16 protein-coding genes are annotated in these 21,949 nt (G+C 39.6%); 14 read left to right on the forward strand and 2 right to left on the reverse strand.

Annotation, left to right across the window (positions count from 1 at the left end):
- The first annotated feature begins 1 nt into the window (after position 1).
- From yycF to CBI42_RS03815, 4 genes are all read left to right on the forward strand, one after another.
- Entirely contained in the window at positions 2-709 is a 708-nt protein-coding gene (gene yycF / locus CBI42_RS03800) for a response regulator YycF (protein WP_033685152.1), read from the forward strand.
- Positions 702-2,051 (forward strand): cell wall metabolism sensor histidine kinase VicK, encoded by a 1,350-nt coding sequence (vicK, locus tag CBI42_RS03805; protein WP_042751232.1) that lies wholly within the window; start codon positions 702-704, stop codon positions 2,049-2,051. The genes yycF and vicK overlap by 8 nt, the downstream gene beginning before the upstream one ends.
- Position 2,052: 1 nt before the next feature.
- The gene (locus CBI42_RS03810) at positions 2,053-2,862 is read left to right on the forward strand and encodes an MBL fold metallo-hydrolase (protein ID WP_094753292.1); all 810 of its coding nucleotides are present in this window, start codon (positions 2,053-2,055) and stop codon (positions 2,860-2,862) included.
- A gap of 85 nt (positions 2,863-2,947) precedes the next feature.
- On the forward strand, positions 2,948-3,727 hold the full coding sequence (locus CBI42_RS03815; protein ID WP_094753293.1) for a potassium channel family protein: 780 nt from the start codon (positions 2,948-2,950) through the stop codon (positions 3,725-3,727).
- Positions 3,728-3,758: 31 nt separating this feature from the next.
- On the opposite strand, the gene CBI42_RS03820 is transcribed toward CBI42_RS03815, so the two are convergent.
- On the reverse strand, positions 3,759-4,106 hold the full coding sequence (locus tag CBI42_RS03820; RefSeq protein ID WP_023944304.1) for a thioredoxin: 348 nt from the start codon (positions 4,104-4,106) through the stop codon (positions 3,759-3,761).
- A gap of 111 nt (positions 4,107-4,217) precedes the next feature.
- Positions 4,218-5,936 carry a phospho-sugar mutase gene (locus CBI42_RS03825; RefSeq protein WP_094753294.1) on the reverse strand — a complete coding sequence of 573 codons (1,719 nt, stop codon included), beginning with the start codon at positions 5,934-5,936 and terminating at the stop codon, positions 4,218-4,220.
- Between the two features lie 331 nt (positions 5,937-6,267).
- On the opposite strand from CBI42_RS03825, the gene CBI42_RS03830 reads away from it, so the two are divergent.
- From CBI42_RS03830 to glgA, 10 genes are all read left to right on the forward strand, one after another.
- On the forward strand, positions 6,268-7,422 hold the full coding sequence (locus CBI42_RS03830; RefSeq protein WP_042751227.1) for a DUF4352 domain-containing protein: 1,155 nt from the start codon (positions 6,268-6,270) through the stop codon (positions 7,420-7,422).
- Positions 7,423-7,499: 77 nt separating this feature from the next.
- Entirely contained in the window at positions 7,500-9,401 is a 1,902-nt protein-coding gene (gene abc-f, locus CBI42_RS03835) for a ribosomal protection-like ABC-F family protein (protein WP_094753295.1), read from the forward strand.
- Positions 9,402-9,403: 2 nt separating this feature from the next.
- The gene (locus CBI42_RS03840) at positions 9,404-10,267 is read left to right on the forward strand and encodes an Rgg family transcriptional regulator (RefSeq protein WP_004254240.1); all 864 of its coding nucleotides are present in this window, start codon (positions 9,404-9,406) and stop codon (positions 10,265-10,267) included.
- 76 nt (positions 10,268-10,343) lie between these two features.
- Positions 10,344-11,522: an MFS transporter gene (locus tag CBI42_RS03845; RefSeq protein ID WP_049491449.1), complete on the forward strand. Its 1,179-nt coding sequence runs from the start codon at positions 10,344-10,346 to the stop codon at positions 11,520-11,522.
- Between the two features lie 92 nt (positions 11,523-11,614).
- Positions 11,615-13,573 carry an NAD-dependent DNA ligase LigA gene (ligA, locus tag CBI42_RS03850; protein ID WP_094753296.1) on the forward strand — a complete coding sequence of 653 codons (1,959 nt, stop codon included), beginning with the start codon at positions 11,615-11,617 and terminating at the stop codon, positions 13,571-13,573.
- Positions 13,574-13,691: 118 nt separating this feature from the next.
- The gene (gene pulA, locus CBI42_RS03855) at positions 13,692-15,971 is read left to right on the forward strand and encodes a type I pullulanase (RefSeq protein WP_094753297.1); all 2,280 of its coding nucleotides are present in this window, start codon (positions 13,692-13,694) and stop codon (positions 15,969-15,971) included.
- Between the two features lie 314 nt (positions 15,972-16,285).
- Complete coding sequence (gene glgB / locus CBI42_RS03860; RefSeq protein WP_094753298.1) at positions 16,286-18,214, forward strand: 1,4-alpha-glucan branching protein GlgB; 1,929 nt, start codon at positions 16,286-16,288, stop codon at positions 18,212-18,214.
- Positions 18,204-19,346, forward strand: a complete 1,143-nt coding sequence (locus tag CBI42_RS03865; RefSeq protein WP_020902830.1) for a glucose-1-phosphate adenylyltransferase — start codon at positions 18,204-18,206, stop codon at positions 19,344-19,346. The genes glgB and CBI42_RS03865 overlap by 11 nt, the downstream gene beginning before the upstream one ends.
- Positions 19,336-20,475 carry a glucose-1-phosphate adenylyltransferase subunit GlgD gene (gene glgD / locus CBI42_RS03870; protein WP_094753299.1) on the forward strand — a complete coding sequence of 380 codons (1,140 nt, stop codon included), beginning with the start codon at positions 19,336-19,338 and terminating at the stop codon, positions 20,473-20,475. The genes CBI42_RS03865 and glgD overlap by 11 nt, the downstream gene beginning before the upstream one ends.
- Positions 20,472-21,905: a glycogen synthase GlgA gene (glgA, locus tag CBI42_RS03875; RefSeq protein ID WP_094753300.1), complete on the forward strand. Its 1,434-nt coding sequence runs from the start codon at positions 20,472-20,474 to the stop codon at positions 21,903-21,905. Before glgD ends, glgA begins: the two co-directional genes overlap by 4 nt.
- The last annotated feature ends 44 nt before the right edge of the window (positions 21,906-21,949 follow it).

Below are 21,949 nucleotides of genomic sequence, written 5' to 3' on the forward strand. Positions count from 1 at the left end.
AATGAAAAAAATATTAATTGTAGATGATGAAAAACCAATCTCGGATATTATCAAGTTTAATATGACCAAGGAAGGTTACGAGGTTGTAACTGCTTTTAATGGTCGTGAAGCGCTAGAGCAATATGAAGCAGAGCAACCAGATATTATTATTCTGGATTTGATGCTTCCAGAAATTGATGGTTTAGAAGTTGCTAAGACTATTCGCAAGACTAGTAGTGTACCTATTATCATGCTTTCAGCTAAAGACAGTGAATTTGATAAGGTTATCGGTTTAGAGCTTGGTGCAGATGACTATGTAACCAAACCCTTCTCAAATCGTGAGTTGCAGGCGCGTGTTAAAGCTCTCCTTCGTCGCACGGACTTGGCTTCTGTAGATAATCAAGAGTCAGATGAAAAGAAAACCCAACCCTTGCAAATTGGGGACTTGGAGATTGTGCCAGATGCTTATGTAGCTAAAAAATACGGTGAAGAACTAGACTTAACCCACCGTGAATTTGAGCTTTTGTATCACTTGGCTTCTCATATTGGTCAAGTGATTACCCGTGAACACTTGCTTGAAACGGTCTGGGGTTATGATTATTTCGGAGATGTTCGAACTGTTGACGTAACTATCAGACGTTTGCGTGAGAAGATTGAAGATACACCAAGTCGTCCAGAGTATATCCTAACACGTCGCGGTGTTGGTTATTATATGAGAAATAATGATTGAATTTATTAGAAAAAATATTCTTACTAGTGATTTTATCTTCATTTTAATTTTATTGGGTTTTATCTTGATTGTTACATTGCTTTTGCTAGAAAATCGGCGAGATAATATTCGGTTGAAGCAAATTAATCAAAAGGTGAAAGACCTGATTGCAGGAGACTATTCTCAGGTATTGGATATGCAGGGAAGCTCTGAAATCACTAATATTACCAATAATCTCAATGATTTATCAGAAGTAATCCGTTTGACTCAAGAAAATCTGGAACAAGAGAGTAAACGATTACATAGTATCCTCTCTTATATGACGGACGGAGTCCTTGCGACCAATCGTCGTGGCAAGATTACCATGATTAATGACATGGCTAAGAAACAGTTAGGTGTTCAGAAAGAAGATGTTCTAAACAAAAGTATCCTAGAATTGCTTGAGATTGAAGATGAGTATGAACTTCGTGATTTGATTACCCAAGTTCCTGAGCTTATGATTGATTCTCAGGATGCCAATGGTGAATATCTGAGCCTTCGTGTACGTTTTGCCTTGGTTCGTCGAGAGTCTGGCTTTATCTCAGGTTTGGTTGCAGTTTTGCATGATACGACGGAGCAGGAGAAGGAAGAACGGGAACGGAGGCTCTTTGTTTCCAACGTTAGTCATGAGCTACGGACGCCTCTGACCAGCGTAAAATCCTATCTTGAAGCCTTGGATGAGGGTGCCTTGTCAGAACCTGTCGCTCCAGACTTTATCAAGGTGTCTCTAGACGAAACAAACCGTATGATGCGGATGGTGACGGATCTTCTCCATCTTTCACGTATTGATAATGCAACCAGTCATCTAGATGTGGAACTGATTAACTTTACAGCTTTTATTACTTTTATTCTTAACCGTTTTGATAAGATGAGGGGATCAGATGAAGAGAAGAAATACGAATTGGTTAGAGATTATCCGATTACGTCTGTCTGGATTGAAATTGATACAGACAAAATGACGCAGGTGATTGATAATATTCTTAACAATGCCATTAAGTATTCACCAGATGGTGGGAAAATCACAGTGACCATGAAGACAACTGATGATCAGATGATTTTATCTATCTCAGACCAAGGTTTGGGTATTCCTAAGCAGGATTTACCACGTATTTTTGACCGTTTTTATCGTGTTGATCGTGCCAGAAGTCGTGCCCAAGGTGGTACAGGCCTAGGACTGTCTATTGCTAAAGAAATTATCAAACAACATAAGGGCTTTATTTGGGCTAAGAGTGAATACGGTAAGGGATCAACCTTCACTATTGTGCTCCCTTATGATAAGGATGCAGTGAAAGAAGAAGTATGGGAGGACGAAGTAGAAGACTAGAATGAGTGAAACAGGCTTTAAATACAGTATTTTAGCGTCGGGTTCCAGTGGAAATTCCTTTTATCTGGAAACCTCCAAAAAGAAACTTTTAGTGGATGCGGGCTTGTCAGGAAAGAAAATTACCAGCCTACTTGCTGAAATAAATCGCAAACCAGAAGACTTGGATGCTATCTTGATTACCCATGAGCATTCAGACCATATCCATGGAGTCGGTGTGTTGGCTCGCAAGTATGGTATGGATTTGTATGCTAATGAAAAGACCTGGCAGGCTATGGAAAATAGCAAGTATCTTGGCAAGGTGGATTCATCTCAGAAGCATATTTTTGAAATGGGCAAAACCAAAACATTTGGAGATATTGATATTGAGAGTTTTGGTGTTAGCCACGATGCGGTTGCACCTCAGTTCTATCGCTTTATGAAGGATGATAAGAGTTTTGTCATGCTGACTGATACAGGTTATGTGAGTGACCGTATGGCAGGGATTGTCGAGAATGCAGATGGCTATCTTATCGAGTCCAACCATGATGTAGAGATTTTGCGAGCAGGTTCTTACGCTTGGCGACTCAAACAACGAATCCTATCGGATCTGGGTCACCTTTCTAACGAGGACGGTGCTGAAGCTATGATTCGGACACTTGGGAATCGCACTAAGAAAATCTACCTTGGACATTTATCTAAGGAAAATAATATCAAGGAACTGGCTCACATGACCATGGTCAATCAGCTGGCACAGGCTGATCTAGGTGTAGGAGTAGACTTTAAGGTATATGATACCTCACCAGATACCGCAACACCATTGACAGATATATAAAAAAGAAGGCGAGGGCCTTCTTTTTTATTTATCTAGTAGCGATTTGGTGTGGTATAATGTTTAAAAATGTTATAGGAGAAATGATGTGAAAAGAAAATGGTTATTTAAGGATTACTATGACACAACGATTATCATCCTTGCGTTGATATCTGTTGTTCTAGTCTTGCTTGGATTTGCTGAAATGATTGATTTAGACAGTCCTTCATACAGTATTATTGACTTACTACTTTGGTTTGTGTTTGTGGTAGATTATGGTTGGCGGTTCTTTTTAAGTAAAGGGAAATGGCGATTCATAATTGAAAATATTTTTGATCTGCTAGCTATCCTTCCTTTAAATGCTATTTTTACAGTATTTCGATTAGGGCGTATCTTCCGCTTAGCAAGACTGACAAAATTATTGAAACTGACTCGTTTACTTAGAATAATTGGACTTACAGGTAAATTAAAAAGAAAAATTAGTAAATTCTTACGGACAAATGGCCTGATTTATATATTTTATGTTAATATCTTTGTTGTTCTAGTAGGAAGTTCAATTTTATCTGTAGTTGAAGAAAAATCTTTTTCAGAAAGTCTTTGGTGGGCTCTTGTGACTGTAACGACAGTTGGTTATGGGGATATTGTTCCGACTTCGATCTTTGGTAAATGGTTAGCTGTTTTATTAATGCTTGTTGGTATTGGAACAATAGGAATGTTAACGAGTGCCTTGACGAACTTTTTTGTAAAAGATAATCCAGATGAACAGATAAAACTTGATAAACTCCAAGATGAATTGTCTAGTCAGAGAATACTACTTGAGAAGCAATCTGAGAAGATAGAAGAACTACATAGAATGATACAAGATTTGCTTGAAAAAACGCAATTTTGACCATTTAAAAACCACTCGATGAGTGGCTTTTTTACAATCCTGCAAATTCTTTGATTTCTTGTGCTGACATTGAAGAGTCGCAACGGACATTGATTTGTCCATCTGCAATGTGAACGAAGCCTGGTACAGTTGGAATTCCATAGCGTGAGCGGAATGCTTGCAACTCATTGAGTTGGCTTGGTTCTTCACTGTTGATGAAGTAGATGTGAGCTTTGGTTTCAGCTACGACACCTGCCAAGGTACCAGCAAATTTACGGCAGTAAGGGCAAGTTTTGCGACCGATAAAGAAGGTTGCAGTTTCTTTTTTATCAAGAGCTTCTTGTGCACGCGCAACTGTAGTGACTTCAAGGTCTTTGATGTTATCTAAAAATTGTTCCATGAGATTACCTCGCTTTCATTGATAAGTCTAGTATGCCATAAAGTTTCTAAAATTGCTTAGATTTGATACGAAAAAAAGATGAGATTGGTTTGTCTCATCTTTTATAGTGTTTTATTTTACAAAAGCATTGATTTCTGCTTCGATATTATCAATTTTAGCTTGTGATTCTTCGTTGGTTTCACCTACAACTGCAATGTAGAACTTGATTTTTGGTTCTGTCCCTGAAGGGCGAACGGCAATCCATGAACCGTCAGCAAGTGTGTATTTCAACACATCACTTGGAGGAGTTGTCAAGTTTGTAACAGTACCGTCAGCAGCAGTAGCTGTTTGAGCTTTGAAGTCTTCTACGACCGTAATAGCTGTTGCGTTCCATTCTTTTGGAGCATTGTTACGGAATTTAGCCATAATCGTTTTGATTTGTTCTGCACCATCGACACCTGAAAGGGTAACAGAGATAGTTTTTTCTGCGTAGTAGCCGTACTCTTTGTAGATTTCTTCGATGCCGTCAGCAAGAGTCAAACCACGTGAACGATAGTAAGCAGCAAGTTCAGCAACGACAAGAACAGCTTGGATAGCATCTTTATCACGTACGAATGGTTTTATCAAGTAACCGAAGCTTTCTTCAAATCCCATCATGTAAGTGTGATTGTGTTTTTCTTCGAATTCTTGGATTTTTTCAGCGATAAATTTGAAACCTGTCAAGACGTTGAACATAGTTGCGCCGTAACTTTCAGCAATCTTCGTTACCAAGTCAGTTGATACGATAGATTTGCAAAGAGCCGCGTTTTCTGGAAGAGTTCCAGCGTTTTTGTGGGCTTCCAAGATGTATTTAGCCATGATAGCACCGATTTGGTTACCTGAAAGGTTGAGGTAGCTACCATCTTTTTGAAGAACTTCAACACCAACACGGTCAGCATCAGGGTCAGTTGCCACAAGAACATCTGCACCAACTTGACGACCAAGTTCTTCAGCAAGGGCAAAGGCTGCTTGGCTTTCTGGGTTTGGAGATTTTACAGTTGAGAAGTCTGGGTCAGCAGTTGCTTGTGCTTCAACGACTTGAACAGAGTCAAATCCTGCTTGAGCAAGAGCACGACGAGCTAACATTTCACCAGTACCATGAAGTGGTGTGTAGACAATCTTCATGTCTTTACCAAATTCTTCAATCAAGGCTGGGTTGATGTTTACGTCTTTGACTTCTTTGAGGTATTCTACGTCAACAGCTTCGCCGATAACTTCAATCAAGCCAGAAGCTTTTTCAGTTTCCACATCAGCAACTTCAACTGCAAATGGGTTTTCGATTGCACGGATATAAGTAGTCAAAGCGTCTGCGTCGTGTGGAGGCATTTGTCCACCGTCTTCACCGTAAACTTTGTAACCGTTAAATGGAGCAGGGTTGTGGCTGGCTGTGACCATGATACCTGCGAAACAGTTGAGGTGACGAACTGCAAATGAGAGTTCTGGAGTTGGACGAAGGCTTTCAAATACGTAAGATTTGATGCCGTGTTTAGCAAGAACTGCCGCAGATTCAAAGGCAAACTCAGGTGAGAAGTGACGGCTATCGTAGGCAATTGCCACACCACGTTCTTTTTCATTTCCACCTTTTGACTCAATCAAACGAGCCAATCCTTCAGTAGCTTGGCGAACAACGTAGATGTTGATGCGGTTTGTACCAGCACCAATCAGGCCACGCATACCTGCAGTACCAAATTCAAGGTTTGTATAGAAGGCATCTTCCTTCGTTTTTTCATCCATATTTTTCAAATCTTGACGAAGGTAGTCAGGAAGCTCCGCAAAATCAACCCATTTCTGGTAATTTTCTTGGTAAGACATTGAAATTCTCCTTTTTGTAAATTGTTTTAACCGTTCACATTATAGCACTTTTTAGCGTTTTAGTAAAACGTTAGCATGAGAGTCACTACTTTAATAAATCATTTTCCTCACGATATCTATCAGATTTAGTTTTCTGGTTTTCTATTGTATAAGCATAGGAAATAGATTTTAAAAAAAACATTTAGTGATTAGTTAGGCATTTATAATTTGTTCCACCAATTTTAGAAAGAATTCTATAATTTTTAGATTTTTTTAAACATTCGGTTTTCTGTTTTGAATATTATTATACCTATGGTATAATATCAGTAATAATAAAAGGAGACATTCTATTATGAAAAAAATTCTTAAGCATTCTGCTTTATTGTTATCAGCTTTAGCACTTGTTGCTTGTGGAACTTCGAAAAAAGCCAGCGACAACGGTACTGCATCAAATTCTAACTTTGAAATATCTGTTAAAGATGGAATGTTTGTATTGCCTAAGGATGAAAATTCATCTTCAAACTATCTTGCACTTCAAGTAGAAATCAAAAACAATCGTGACAAACAGTTCAGTTTCACTAGCCGCGATATCACTCTTTACAATGAAAAAGATGAAAAAGTAGAACCAATTCAAATGTATGATAGTGACAGTAAAACTAAATTCATGGATTATGGGGATAGTATTTCTAAAGGAAAAAGTGTAGCTGGCTATGTTGTCTATGAAGTTGATAAAAATGCTAAATATGAGCTTCATTTTGCACCTAGCTTCTATGAAGATATCAAAGAAAAATCTAATAAGAATAATGACGTAGCTATCAAAGTTGATCCAAGTAAGTACGAAGATCATATTGATGAAGCTAAAGAAGTAATGAAAAAGTATGTTGATGCGGTCTACCTTGATGGGGAAAGCTCAGGTGGTGGGAAAAAACTAAGCACTACTGACAATAAGGCTAAAGTTGTTCCCCTTGCAGATGATAAAAAATCATCTGATGGTGGAGCTGAATTCACTAATGATGTTAAGGCTGATAGGGAAGAATTCATTAAGAAATTTACAGAATCATTCGGAAAAAGTTTTTATAACTACAAACCTTCAGATTCAGAACTCCGCACCTTTGCTGAAGGATATATCAAAGCTAATGCTAAACGAGCAAAGGTAGAATACAAAGTAAAAACTTATTTGCCTGACTATGCAGTTATCTATGTAAGACCAGAAACAATTGACTTGGATAACTTAAATGTTTATGAACTAAGCCGTAAATTCTACGAAGAAAATAAAGGAAAATATGGTAACTATTCAGAAGCTATGAAAGCTGGTGAGAAGTATATTCTAGAAAATGCTCCAAGCCAATTTGAGTCTACTCCTCTAGATACTAGTGATAGTATGAGAAAAGAGGGGTATGAAATTAAAATGAGTAAAAAAGATGGGAAATGGACCATTGACACTTCTTCTAAGAACTATGATTTAAACGATATGGCTCGCACATTCCGTGGAGGGGTTGGTTATTAATATTAAAAGTTCGAGTTTTAAACTTGAACTTTTTTATTGCATTTGTATAAAATAGAAAAAGATAGTAAAATAGGTTTATGATTATTTTACAAGCTAATAAAATTGAACGTTCTTTTGCAGGAGAGGTTCTTTTTGATAATATCAACCTGCAGGTTGATGAACGAGACAGGATTGCTCTTGTTGGGAAAAATGGAGCAGGTAAGTCTACTCTTTTGAAGATTTTAGTTGGAGAAGAGGAGCCAACTAGTGGAGAAATCAATAAGAAAAAAGAAATTTCTCTGTCTTACCTAGCCCAAGATAGCCGTTTTGAGTCTGAAAATACCATCTACGATGAGATGCTTCATGTCTTTGATGACTTACGTCGGACAGAGCAACAACTTCGTCAGATGGAGTTGGAGATGGGTGAAAAGTCTGGTGAGGATTTGGATAAACTGATGTCAGATTATGACCGCTTATCTGAGAATTTTCGTCAAGCAGGTGGCTTTACCTATGAAGCTGATATTCGAGCGATTTTGAATGGATTCAAGTTTGACGAGTCTATGTGGCAGATGAAAATTGCTGAGCTTTCGGGTGGTCAAAATACTCGTTTGGCGCTGGCCAAAATGCTTCTTGAAAAGCCCAATCTCTTGGTATTGGACGAGCCAACCAACCACTTGGATATTGAAACCATCGCCTGGCTAGAGAATTACTTGGTAAATTATAGCGGTGCCCTTATTATTGTCAGCCATGACCGTTATTTCTTGGATAAGGTTGCGACAATTACGTTGGATTTGACCAAGCATTCTTTGGATCGCTATGTGGGTAATTACTCTCGTTTTGTCGAGTTGAAAGAACAAAAACTAGCTACTGAGGCAAAAAACTATGAAAAGCAACAGAAGGAAATCGCGGCTCTAGAAGACTTTGTCAATCGCAATTTAGTCCGTGCTTCGACGACCAAACGTGCCCAATCTCGTCGTAAACAACTGGAAAAAATGGAGCGTTTAGACAAGCCTGAAGCTGGCAAGAAATCAGCCAATATGACCTTCCAGTCTGAAAAAACGTCGGGTAATGTTGTATTGACTGTTGAAAATGTGGCTATTGGCTATGATGGGGAAATATTGTCAGAGCCTATCAACCTAGACCTCCGTAAAATGAATGCTGTTGCCATCGTTGGTCCAAATGGAATCGGTAAGTCAACCTTTATCAAGTCTATTGTGGACCAGATTCCTTTTATCAAAGGTGAAAAGCGCTTTGGTGCCAATGTTGAGGTGGGTTACTATGACCAAACCCAAAGTAAGCTGACACCAAGTAATACTGTATTAGATGAGCTCTGGAATGATTTTAAACTGACACCAGAAGTTGAAATCCGTAACCGTCTAGGTGCCTTCCTTTTCTCTGGTGATGATGTTAAAAAATCAGTCGGCATGCTGTCAGGTGGCGAGAAAGCTCGTTTGCTTTTGGCTAAATTGTCTATGGAAAACAATAACTTCTTGATTCTGGATGAGCCAACCAACCACTTGGATATTGATAGCAAGGAAGTGCTAGAAAATGCCTTGATTGACTTTGATGGAACTCTTCTATTCGTTAGCCACGACCGTTACTTTATCAATCGTGTGGCAACTCATGTACTGGAATTGTCAGAGAATGGCTCGACTCTTTACCTGGGAGATTACGACTACTATGTTGAGAAGAAATCAGAAGTAGAAATGATTCAGGCTGAGGAAGCTTCAACTAGCAATCAAGCAAAAGAATCAAGTTCAGTTAATGACTATCAAGCTCAGAAAGAAAGTCAAAAAGAAGTTCGCAAACTCATGCGACAAATCGAAAGTCTAGAAGCTGAAATTGAAGAGTTAGAAAGTCAAAGCCAAGATATTTCTGAACAAATGTTGGAAACAAACGATGCCGACAAACTGATGGAATTACAGGCTGAGCTGGACAAAATCAGCCACCGTCAGGAAGAAGCTATGCTTGAATGGGAAGAATTATCAGAGCAGGTGTAAAGATGGAACATCTTGGAAAAGTATTTCGTGAATTTCGGACAAGTGGAAATTATTCTTTAAAGGAGGCGGCAGGCGAGTCTTGTTCAACTTCTCAGTTATCTCGCTTTGAGCTTGGGGAGTCTGACCTAGCAGTCTCACGTTTCTTTGAGATTTTGGATAACATTCATGTAACAATCGAAAATTTCATGGACAAGGCTAGGGATTTCCATAATCATGAACATGTTTCTATGATGGCACAAATTATCCCGCTTTACTACTCAAATGATATTGCAGGTTTTCAAAAGCTGCAAAAGGAACAACTTGAAAAGGCTAAGAGTTCGACAAATCCCCTTTATTTTGATCTGAACTGGATTTTGCTGCAAGGTCTGATTTGTCAAAGAGATGCGACTTATGATATGAAGCAGGATGATTTGGATAAGGTAGCAGATTATCTCTTCAAAACAGAAGAATGGACCATGTATGAGTTGATTCTTTTCGGGAACCTCTATAGTTTTTACGATGTGGACTATGTCACTCGGATTGGTAGAGAAGTGATGGAGAGGGAGGAATTTTACCTAGAGATTGGTCGCCATAAGAGATTAGTGTTGATTTTGGCCCTCAATTGTTACCAGCATTGTTTAGAGCATCTTTCTTTTGACAATGCAAGCTATTTTGAGACTTATACAGAGAAGATTATTGGTAAAGGGATCAAACTGTATGAGCGTAATATTTTCCATTATCTAAAAGGCTTTTCCTTGTACCAAAAAGGACAGTGTAAAGAAGGGTGTAAGCAGATGCAAGAAGCCATGCATATTTTTGACCTACTAGGTCTTCCAGAGCAAGTAGCCTACTATCAGGAACACTACGAGAAATTTGTCAAAGATTAATTTTCCCAAATATGGGAAAAATGAGAAACTCCTCCAAATTTTGATACAATAGTTTCAAAATTTGAGAGGAGTTTTTATGAATCGATACGCAGTACAGTTGATTAGTCGAGGAGCTATAAACAAGATAGGAAATATGCTCTATGATTATGGAAATAGTGTTTGGTTGGCGTCCATGGGGACTATCGGTCAGACTGTTTTGGGAATGTATCAGATTTCTGAACTCGTCACATCTATTCTCGTCAACCCCTTTGGCGGAGTCATTTCAGACCGTTTTTCTCGTCGTAAGATTTTAATGGCGACGGATCTTGTTTGTGGGATTCTTTGTCTGGCTATTTCTTTTATAAGAAATGACAGCTGGATGATTGGGGCTTTGATTTTTGCCAACATTGTTCAGGCGATTGCTTTTGCCTTTTCTCGTACAGCCAATAAAGCCATTATAACTGAGGTTGTTGAAAAAGATGAGATTGTGATCTATAATTCTCGCTTAGAGCTGGTTTTGCAGGTTGTAGGTGTTAGCTCTCCTGTTCTTTCCTTCCTTGTTTTACAATTTGCAAGTCTCCATATGACGCTACTGCTAGACTCGCTGACTTTTTTCATTGCTCTTGTTCTAGTGGCTTTCCTTCCAAAAGAGGAAGCAAAAGTTCAAGAGAAAAAGGCTTTTACTGGGAGAGATATTTTTGTAGATATCAAGGATGGGTTACACTATATCTGGCATCAGCAAGAAATTTTTTTCCTTTTGCTGGTAGCTTCCAGCGTTAATTTCTTTTTTGCGGCTTTTGAGTTTTTGCTTCCTTTTTCAAATAAACTATATGGAGTAGAAGGAGCTTATGCGACTATCTTAACCATGGGTGCGATTGGTTCAATTATAGGAGCACTGATAGCAAATAAATTTAAATCAAGCATGAATACACTTTTGTTCTTATTGATTTTAACAGGAGTAGGAGTTTTCATGATGGGTTTGCCACTGCCCAATATTTTAACCTTTTCTGGAAACCTGATTTGTGAACTCTTTATGACGATTTTTAATATTCACTTTTTTACTCAAGTACAAACCAAGGTTGAGAGCGAATTTCTTGGGAGAGTACTGAGTACAATTTTTACATTAGCTATTCTATTTATGCCTATTGCAAAAGGATTTATGACAGTCCTGCCAAGTGTACATCTCTCTTCTTTCCTGATAATTGGAAGTGGTGTTATCATCTTGTCTTGTATATCGTTTATTTATGTTCGAACTCATTTTGAAAAATTGATATAAGGCTGCTTGAGTTTTAAAAATAATTTCAAACTAAGTGTTTTTTCTGCCCTTCTCCATTGTGAGGAGGGCTTAATTTATGGTAAAATGGTTTTATGAATAAAAGAATGAATGAGTTGGTCGCCTTGCTCAATCACTATGCGACTGAGTACTATACCAGCGACAATCCGTCGGTTTCAGACAGTGAGTATGACCGCCTTTACCGTGAGTTGGTCGAGTTGGAGTCTGCCTATCCAGATCAAGTGTTAGCAGACAGTCCGACCCATCGTGTTGGTGGCAAAGTCTTAGATGGTTTTGAAAAATACAGTCATCAGTATCCTCTTTATAGTTTGCAGGATGCTTTTTCACGTGAGGAGCTTGAAGCTTTTGACGCGCGTGTTCGTAAGGAAGTGGCTCATCCAACCTATATTTGTGAGCTGAAAATCGATGGCTTGTCTATCTCACTGAATTATGAAAAGGGGATTTTCGTTGCTGGGGCAACGCGTGGAGATGGTTCTGTTGGGGAGAATATCACGGAAAACCTTAAGCGTGTTAAGGACATTCCTTTGACCTTGCCAGAAGAACTAGATATCACAGTTCGTGGGGAATGTTACATGCCACGCGCTTCTTTTGACCAGGTTAACCAAGCTCGCCAAGAAAATGGAGAGCCTGAATTTGCCAATCCTCGTAATGCGGCAGCAGGCACCCTGCGACAGTTGGATACAGCAGTAGTTGCCAAGCGCAATCTTGCGACTTTCCTCTATCAAGAAGCCAGCCCGTCAACTCGTGATAGTCAAGAAAAAGTTTTGACGCACCTTGAACAACTAGGTTTTGTGGTCAATCCTAAGCGGATTTTGGCTGAAAATATAGATGAAATCTGGAATTTTATCCAAGAAGTAGGAGAGGAACGAGACAGTCTTCCCTATGATATCGATGGGGTGGTGATCAAGGTAAACGACCTAGCAAGTCAAGAAGAACTCGGTTTTACCGTTAAGGCTCCAAAGTGGGCAGTGGCCTACAAGTTCCCAGCTGAAGAAAAAGAAGCTCAACTCTTATCAGTTGATTGGACAGTTGGCCGTACGGGTGTTGTAACCCCAACTGCAAATCTAACACCAGTTCAGCTTGCTGGTACGACTGTTAGTCGTGCGACCCTGCACAATGTAGATTATATTGCTGAAAAAGATATCCGCAAAGACGATACGGTCATCGTCTATAAGGCTGGGGATATCATCCCTGCTGTTTTACGAGTGGTAGAGTCCAAACGGGTTTCTGAAGAGAAACTGGATATCCCTACAAACTGTCCAAGTTGTAACTCTGACTTGTTGCACTTTGAAGATGAAGTGGCCCTCCGTTGTATCAATCCGCGTTGTCCTGCCCAAATCATGGAAGGTTTGATTCATTTTGCTTCTCGTGATGCCATGAATATTACAGGCCTTGGTCCATCTATTGTTGAGAAACTCTTTGCTGCTAATCTAGTCAAGGATGTGGCAGATATTTACCGTTTGAAAGAAGACGATTTCCTCCTTTTAGAGGGGGTTAAGGAAAAGTCCGCTGCTAAACTGTATCAAGCCATTCAAGCATCTAAGGAAAATTCTGCCGAGAAACTCTTGTTTGGTTTGGGAATTCGTCATGTCGGAAGCAAGGCCAGTCAGTTGTTACTTCAACATTTTCATTCAATCGAAAATCTGGCGCAGGCAGATCCAGAGGAAGTGGCTAGTATTGAAAGTCTGGGTGGTGTGATTGCCAAGAGTCTTCAGACTTACTTTGCTACAGAAGGATCGAAGATTCTCTTAGACGAGTTGAAAGAAGCTGGGGTCAATCTGGATTATAAAGGTCAGACAGTAGTTGCGAATGCGGCCTTGTCAGGCTTGACCGTTGTATTGACTGGAAAATTGGAACGGCTCAAGCGCTCAGAAGCTAAAAGTAAACTCGAAAGTCTGGGTGCCAAAGTGACAGGTAGTGTTTCTAAAAAGACCGACCTCGTCGTGGCAGGTGCAGATGCTGGAAGCAAACTTCAAAAAGCACAAGAACTTGGTATCGAGGTTCGAGGTGAAGCTTGGCTAGAAAGTTTGTAATGATTGTTTAAAAACAGAGTTTAGATAATATGCTTATGTTTTTTAATCGGGACAAAATTGGTATAGAATTTATTAGTGAAATAGAAACAAATTAAGAAGTAAAAAGGAAAATTAAAAAATGTATAACTACCCTATGCGTATTCATTACCATCGCAAGAATGGAGAATACGACACCTGCTCTTTTGTAAAAAGTCAAGACCAGCGAATTGATTTGCTGACCTACAAAGAAGATTATTTTGGCGCTTTATTTAGTTTTGAACACCCAAGTGTTCATGCATTAGAAAGCTTGAATTTTGTGGTTCATACAGGTCAAACCAGTAAAGAATATGCTATCCGTTTTAATCATTATCCTCTTTTAACAGAAGTCTGGATTTTGGAAGGGGATGATAGAATTTATTATTCTGAAAATCCTGCTATTGCCAGTCCTTTCTATAAGAATCAAAATCCTTTTGCCTTTGACAAGGCCATTAATAGTGCTAGTTTTGACCACCATTGGGGTTACCAAGGTGAATTGGGGTGCCGTGTAGAGGATAATCAAGCTCATTTTGCTCTCTGGGCTCCAACAGCGACAGAAGTGCAGGTAGTTGTTTATGAATCTGCCGCTAACAATGCTCCTGTTTGGAAGACTTTTGAGATGGAAAGAGGCAATAGCTACTCTTATAACCATAAAGACAATACAATCGGTGTCTGGAGTTTGGATGTTGATGAAGATTTGACTGGTAAGGCTTATCAGTATCAAGTCCAATTCCCTCATCACCAGACACTGACACGTGACCCTTACACAATCGCGACCAGTCCTGATGGCAAACGTTCAGCTATCCTGAGTCATGCAGAAAAGCAAGTTGAAAGCTTCGAGGTCAAGCACGGTTCTGAGGCTCCTTGGCGTTTGGAAAATCCATGTAAGGCAGTTATTTGTGAAATGCACATTCGAGATTTGACCAAATCTCCGACCTCAGGTGTGGATGAACATCTTCGAGGAACTTTCTTGGGTGCTGCTCAGACTGGAACAGTTAACCAGTTTGGTCAGTCAACCGCTTTTGATTACATCAAGAAGATAGGCTACAATTATGTTCAGTTGCAACCAATTGCAGACCGTCATAAAGAATATGATGAGGATGGGAATGTGACCTACAACTGGGGTTATGATCCACAAAACTATAACGCACCAGAAACGAGCCTTTCAACAAATCCAGAGGATCCTGCTCAGGTTATTCGTGATTTGAAGACCATGGTTCAAGTCTATCACGATGCTGGTATTGGTGTCATTATGGATGTGGTATATAACCATACCTTCTCAGTTGTTGATGCACCTTTCCAAACAACTGTCCCTGATTACTATTATCGTATGAATCCAGACGGTACCTTCCAGAATGGAACGGGTGTTGGAAATGAAACAGCCAGCGAACATGAAATGTTCCGCAAGTATATGATTGATTCCCTCTTATACTGGGTGCAGGAATACAATATTGACGGCTTCCGTTTTGACTTGATGGGGATTCATGATGTCAAGACCATGCAGATGATTCGTCAAAGTTTGGACGAAATTGATCCTAACATTATCCTTTATGGAGAAGGTTGGGATATGGGAACAGGTCTTGCACCTTATGATAAGGCTAAGAAAGACAATGCCTACCAGATGCCAAATATTGGTTTCTTTAATGACAATCAGCGCGATGCTGTCAAAGGTGGAGAAGTTTATGGTGCTATCAAGTCAGGTTTTGTCAGCGGTGCTGCTACGGAGCCAATTCTAGCCAAAGCAATCCTAGGCAGTCGTGAATTAGGAACCTATACACATCCAAATCAAGTACTTAATTATGTGGAAGCCCATGACAATTACAACCTTCACGATTTGTTGGCAACCCTTCATCCAGACCAAAATTCAGAACAAATCATGCGTAAGGTTGAAACTGCCACAGCCATGAATCTGCTCATGCAAGGGATGGCCTTTATGGAAATTGGTCAAGAATTTGGTCGTACCAAACTGGTTGCGACTGGTGAAAATGGTGAGTTGACACATGATGATAGAGAGCGTGCTATGAATAGCTATAATGCTCCTGACAGCGTGAATCAAGTGAATTGGGATTTGATTAATGAGCGTCAAGACAGTATTGACTTTATCCGTCATATGATTCGATTGAAGACAGAAACCAGTGCCTTTTCTTATCCTACTTATGATGACATTTACCATCATGTCTTTGTTCATTCAGCCCGCGAACATAGCGGTTGGATTGTCTATGAGATTCATGGGGAAGAACACCTATTGGTTGTCTTTAATGCTAAAGGGCAAGACTTCCAGTTTGAAAATGCTGGAAATCTAGAACTGTTGTTGACCAATAGCCATTTAAGTGATAAAGACAAGGTTGGTGGCGTCAGTGCCAGCGTCTTTAAAGTTTTGTAGAATAGATTTACAATTTAAATTCATTTGTGGTGCTTTATCTGTTAATAAAATCAGGAGATTCGTTTCCTGATTTATTTTTTTTACTTAAAATTATATTTTTGTTAGCTAAATAACGAACTTTATGATAGTATTATAAAAAAACAATTCGTTTTCAAAGTGTTTCTGAAAATTTCTTGATTTACAAGTGAACACATCAGTGAATTTGTTGAAGACTTTCAAAAGATTTTTTTGCAAATTCCGTAATTTACTTGAATCTTCCCTAAAAAGGTAGTATAATAAATCTATGGAAAACGCTTACAGAAATAGGAGGGTGTATGGATAAGAATAATGCTTTAGAAACCTTTATGACAGGTGAAAATTTTCACCTCCAGCACTATCTGGGAGCTCATAGGGAAGAAAAAAATGGAGAGTATGGCTATACTTTTCGTGTGTGGGCGCCTAATGCTCAGGCTGTTCACTTGGTAGGGGATTTCACCAATTGGGTTGAAAATCAAATTCCGATGGAACGGAATGAATTTGGAGTCTGGGAAGTCTTTACCAGTCTTGCTCAAGAAGGCCAAATTTATAAGTACCATATCACGCGTGCAAATGGTCATCAACTGATGAAGATTGACCCTTTGGCTGTTCGATATGAGGCACGACCTGGTACTGGGGCTATTTTAACAGATATTCCAGAAAAGAAATGGAAGGATGGCCTCTGGCTAGCCCGTAGAAAACGCTTGAGCTTTGAAGAGCGTCCTGTTAATATTTACGAGGCTCATGCTGGCTCTTGGAAGAGAAATCCTGATGGCAGCCCCTATAGTTTTGCTCAATTGAAAGATGAACTCATTCCTTACTTGGTTGAGATGAATTATACTCACATTGAGTTTATGCCCCTGATGTCTCACCCACTAGGTTTGAGTTGGGGCTATCAGCTTATGGGTTACTTTGCTCTAGAGCATGCCTATGGTCGTCCTGAAGAATTTCAAGATTTTGTTGAGGAATGTCACTTAAACAATATAGGTGTTATTGTAGACTGGGTACCTGGTCACTTTACTATCAATGATGATGCCTTGGCCTATTATGATGGAACACCGACTTTTGAATACCAAGACCATAATAAGGCTCATAACTACGGTTGGGGAGCACTTAATTTTGACCTTGGAAAGAATGAAGTCCAGTCTTTCCTGATCTCTAGTATTAAGTTCTGGATTGATTTTTATCATTTAGATGGTATTCGCGTAGATGCCGTTAGCAACATGCTCTATCTTGACTACGATGATGCTCCATGGACACCTAATAAAGATGGTGGCAATCTCAACTATGAAGGTTATTATTTCCTTCAACGCTTGAATGATGTGATTAAACTAGTTCATCCTGATGTGATGATGATAGCGGAGGAAAGTTCATCAGCTACTCAGATTACTGACACTAAGGATTCAGATGGTCTTGGCTTCGACTACAAATGGAATATGGGTTGGATGAATGACATCCTCCGTTTCTATGAAGAAGATCCGATTTATCGTAAATACGACTTTAACTTGGTGACTTTCAGCTTTATGTATGTCTTCAAAGAGAATTATCTCCTACCATTCTCACACGATGAAGTGGTTCATGGCAAGAAGAGTATGATGCACAAGATGTGGGGAGATCGCTACAATCAATTCGCAGGCTTGCGCAATCTCTACACTTACCAAATTTGTCACCCAGGTAAAAAATTGCTCTTCATGGGTAGTGAATATGGGCAATTCCTAGAATGGAAATCTGAAGAACAGTTGGAATGGTCAAACTTAGAAGATCCAATGAATGCTAAGATGAAGTATTTCACTTCTCAGCTAAATCAGTTTTACAAAGACCACCGCTGTCTGTGGGAAATTGATACCAGCTATGATGGTATTGAAATCATCGATGCGGATAATCGAGACCAGAGTGTTCTTTCCTTCATCCGTAAGGGTAAGAAGGATGATATGTTAGTCTGTATCTTTAATATGGCACCTGTTGAACGAAAAGATTTTACAATCGGACTTCCTGTTGCAGGGATTTACGAAGAAGTCTGGAATACTGAGTTAGAAGAGTGGGGAGGCGTTTGGAAAGAACATAATCAAACTGTGCAAACGCAAGAAGGACTATGGAAAGATTATGAGCAGACCTTGACCTTTACCCTACCGGCTATGGGAGCAAGTGTTTGGAAAATCAAACGTCGCTTGAAACCTACTAAAACCGTCACAAGTAAAAACCAAAAAGGAGTAGAAAATGAAGAATGAAATGTTAGCTTTGATTCTTGCTGGTGGGCAAGGAACTCGTCTCGGTAAACTCACTCAAAGCATTGCAAAACCAGCTGTGCAATTTGGTGGGCGCTACCGTATCATTGACTTTGCTCTTTCAAACTGTGCCAACTCAGGTATCAACAATGTTGGAGTCATTACACAGTACCAACCACTTGCTCTCAACAACCATATTGGGAATGGTTCAAGCTGGGGACTAGATGGTATCAATTCTGGTGTCTCTATTCTTCAACCTTATTCTGCAAGTGAAGGAAATCGTTGGTTTGAGGGGACTAGCCACGCTATTTACCAAAATATTGATTATATCGACAGTGTCAACCCTGAGTATGTCTTAATTCTCTCTGGGGACCACATCTATAAAATGGACTATGATGATATGCTCCAGTCACACAAGGATAATAATGCAAGTTTGACAGTAGCAGTTCTTGATGTTCCTCTTAAGGAAGCTAGCCGTTTTGGTATCATGAATACAGATGCAAACAATCGTATTGTTGAGTTTGAAGAAAAACCAGCTCAACCTAAATCTACCAAAGCTTCTATGGGAATTTACATTTTTGATTGGCAACGTCTGCGCAATATGCTCGTTGCTGCTGAAAAGAGCAATGTCGATATGTCAGACTTCGGTAAAAATGTCATTCCAAATTACCTTGAGTCAGGTGAAAGTGTTTATGCCTACGAATTTAATGGTTACTGGAAAGACGTTGGTACGATTGAGTCTCTTTGGGAAGCAAACATGGAGTACATTTCTCCAGAAAATGCCTTGGATAGCCGTAACCGTCAATGGAAGATTTACTCAAGAAACTTAATTTCACCACCAAACTTCCTTGGGGCAAATGCTCACGTGGAAGATTCCTTGGTTGTTGATGGCTGTTTCGTAGATGGAACTGTTAAACATTCTATCCTTTCAACAGGTGCGCAAGTTCGCGAAGGGGCAGAAGTAGTAGATTCAGTTATCATGAGTGGTGCAATTGTTGGTCAGGGAGCTAAAATCAAACGTGCCATTATTGGTGAAGGTGCAGTTATTTCTGATGGTGTCGAAATTGATGGAACAGAAGAAGTACAAGTTGTAGGATATGATGAAGTAGTGGGGGTAGCAACAGATGAAGATTGATAAATATTCTGCCATTTTAGGAAACACAGTTGGTTTTCATGATATGTCAACATTGACCGACCACCGTCCAGTAGCTAGTTTGCCATTTGGTGGTAAATATCGCTTGATTGACTTCCCGCTTTCAAGTCTTGCTAATGCAGGTGTCCGTAGTATCTTTGGTATTTTCCAACAAGATAATATCAGTTCTGTCTTTGACCATATCCGTTCAGGACGTGAGTGGGGCTTATCAACTCTTCTCAGTCACTATTATCTAGGTATTTACAATACCCGTGTAGAAAGTAGCACAGTTGGAAAAGAATACTACCAACAGCTTCTTACTTATTTGAAACGTTCTGGCTCCAACCAAACAGTTGCCCTCAACTGTGATGTTTTGATTAATATTGATTTGAACCAAGTTTTCCATCTACATAGTACAACAAAAGGGCCTATCACTGTAGTTTATAAAAAACTAGCTAAGAAAGACATTTCAGAAGTAAACGCAATCTTGGAAGTGGATGAAACAGACCATGTTCGTTCTCATAAACTCTTTGATAGCAAGTTACCAGATCAAATCTATAACATGTCTACAGATATCTTTGTCGTTGATACACCTTGGTTGATTGAACGCTTAGAAGAAGAAGCTAAGAAAGAACATCCAGAGAAGTTGCGCTATGTTTTACGGGATTTGGCTGCAAAAGAAGGGGCTTTTGCCTACGAGTACACAGGTTATCTGGCAAATATTCACTCTGTAGAGTCTTATTATCAAGCTAACAAAGATATGCTTGAATCACAAAAATTCTACTCTCTCTTCTCACCAAATCAAAAGATTTATACAAAGGTCAAAAACGAAGAGCCAACTTATTATGCTAATACATCTAAGGTAAGCACTTCTCAGTTTGCATCTGGTAGTATTATTGAAGGTCAAGTGGCTAATTCTGTTTTATCACGTAATATTCATGTCCATAAGGATAGCTTGGTTAAAGATAGCATCTTATTCCCTCGTGTTGTTATTGGAGAAGGTGCTCAGGTAGAATATGCTATCTTGGACAAGGGTGTTGAAGTTGCGGATGGAGTTGTGATCCGTGGAACTGCAGAACATCCAGTCGTCGTTAAGAAAGGTAGCAAAGTAACAGAGGATATTCATTCATGAAAATTTTATTTGTAGCAGCAGAGGGTGCACCCTTTTCAAAAACAGGTGGTTTGGGAGACGTTATTGGCGCTCTTCCCAAATCACTGGTAAAAGCTGGGCACGAAGTTGCAGTGATTTTACCCTACTATGACATGGTAGAGGCTAAATTTGGCAATCAAATTGAAGATGTTCTTCATTTTGAGGTGAGTGTTGGTTGGCGCAGACAGTACTGTGGGATTAAGAAAACCGTCTTGAACGGTGTAACCTTCTACTTTATTGACAACCAATACTATTTCTTCCGAGGCCATGTTTACGGTGATTTTGATGATGGGGAACGCTTCGCTTTCTTCCAACTGGCTGCCATTGAGGCTATGGAAAGGATTGACTTTATTCCTGATCTTCTCCATGTTCATGACTACCATACAGCTATGATTCCTTTCTTGTTGAAGGAAAAATACCGTTGGATTCAAGCCTATGAGGGCATTAAAACAGTTTTAACCATTCATAATTTAGAATTCCAGGGACAATTTTCAGAAGGAATGTTATGGGATTTGTTTGGAGTCGGCTTTGAACGTTACGCTGATGGCACCCTTCGCTGGAACAACTGTCTGAATTGGATGAAGGCAGGTATTCTCTATGCGGACCGTGTTTCAACCGTTTCACCTAGTTATGCTCATGAAATTATGACCAGTCAGTTCGGATGTAACTTGGATCAGATTCTTCGAATGGAGTCTGGTAAGGTATCTGGTATCGTGAATGGGATTGATGCTGACCTGTATAATCCTCAGACGGATGCCCTATTAGATTATCATTTTAATCAGGAAGATTTGTCTGGGAAGGCCCAAAACAAGGCAAAATTGCAAGAGAGAGTAGGCTTGCCAGTTAGAGCTGATGTTCCACTGGTGGGAATTGTTTCTCGTTTGACACGTCAAAAAGGTTTTGATGTGGTGGTCGAAAGTCTGCACCATCTCTTGCAAAATGATGTTCAGATTGTTCTTTTGGGAACTGGCGATCCAGCATTTGAAGGAGCTTTCTCATGGTTTGCTCAAATCTATCCAGACAAGCTATCAGCAAATATCACTTTTGATGTCAAACTAGCTCAAGAAATCTACGCTGCTTGTGACCTCTTCCTCATGCCGAGTCGTTTTGAACCGTGTGGCTTGTCTCAGATGATGGCTATGCGTTACGGAACCTTGCCATTGGTCCATGAAGTTGGTGGCTTGCGAGATACCGTTAAAGCCTTTAATCCAATCGAAGGAAGCGGTACTGGCTTTAGCTTTGACAATCTATCTCCTTACTGGTTGAATTGGACTTTCCAAACAGCATTGGACTTGTATAGAAATCATCCTGACGTTTGGAGAAATCTACAAAAACAAGCTATGGTGTGTGATTTCTCATGGGATACAGCCTGCAAGTCATATCTTGACTTGTACCATAGTTTAGTTAATTAATAGATAAAATCGTATGATGACTTCATACGATTTTTGGGCTGTTT

The sequence above is a fragment of the Streptococcus sp. KR genome (assembly GCF_002238115.1).
GTDB lineage: Bacteria > Bacillota > Bacilli > Lactobacillales > Streptococcaceae > Streptococcus.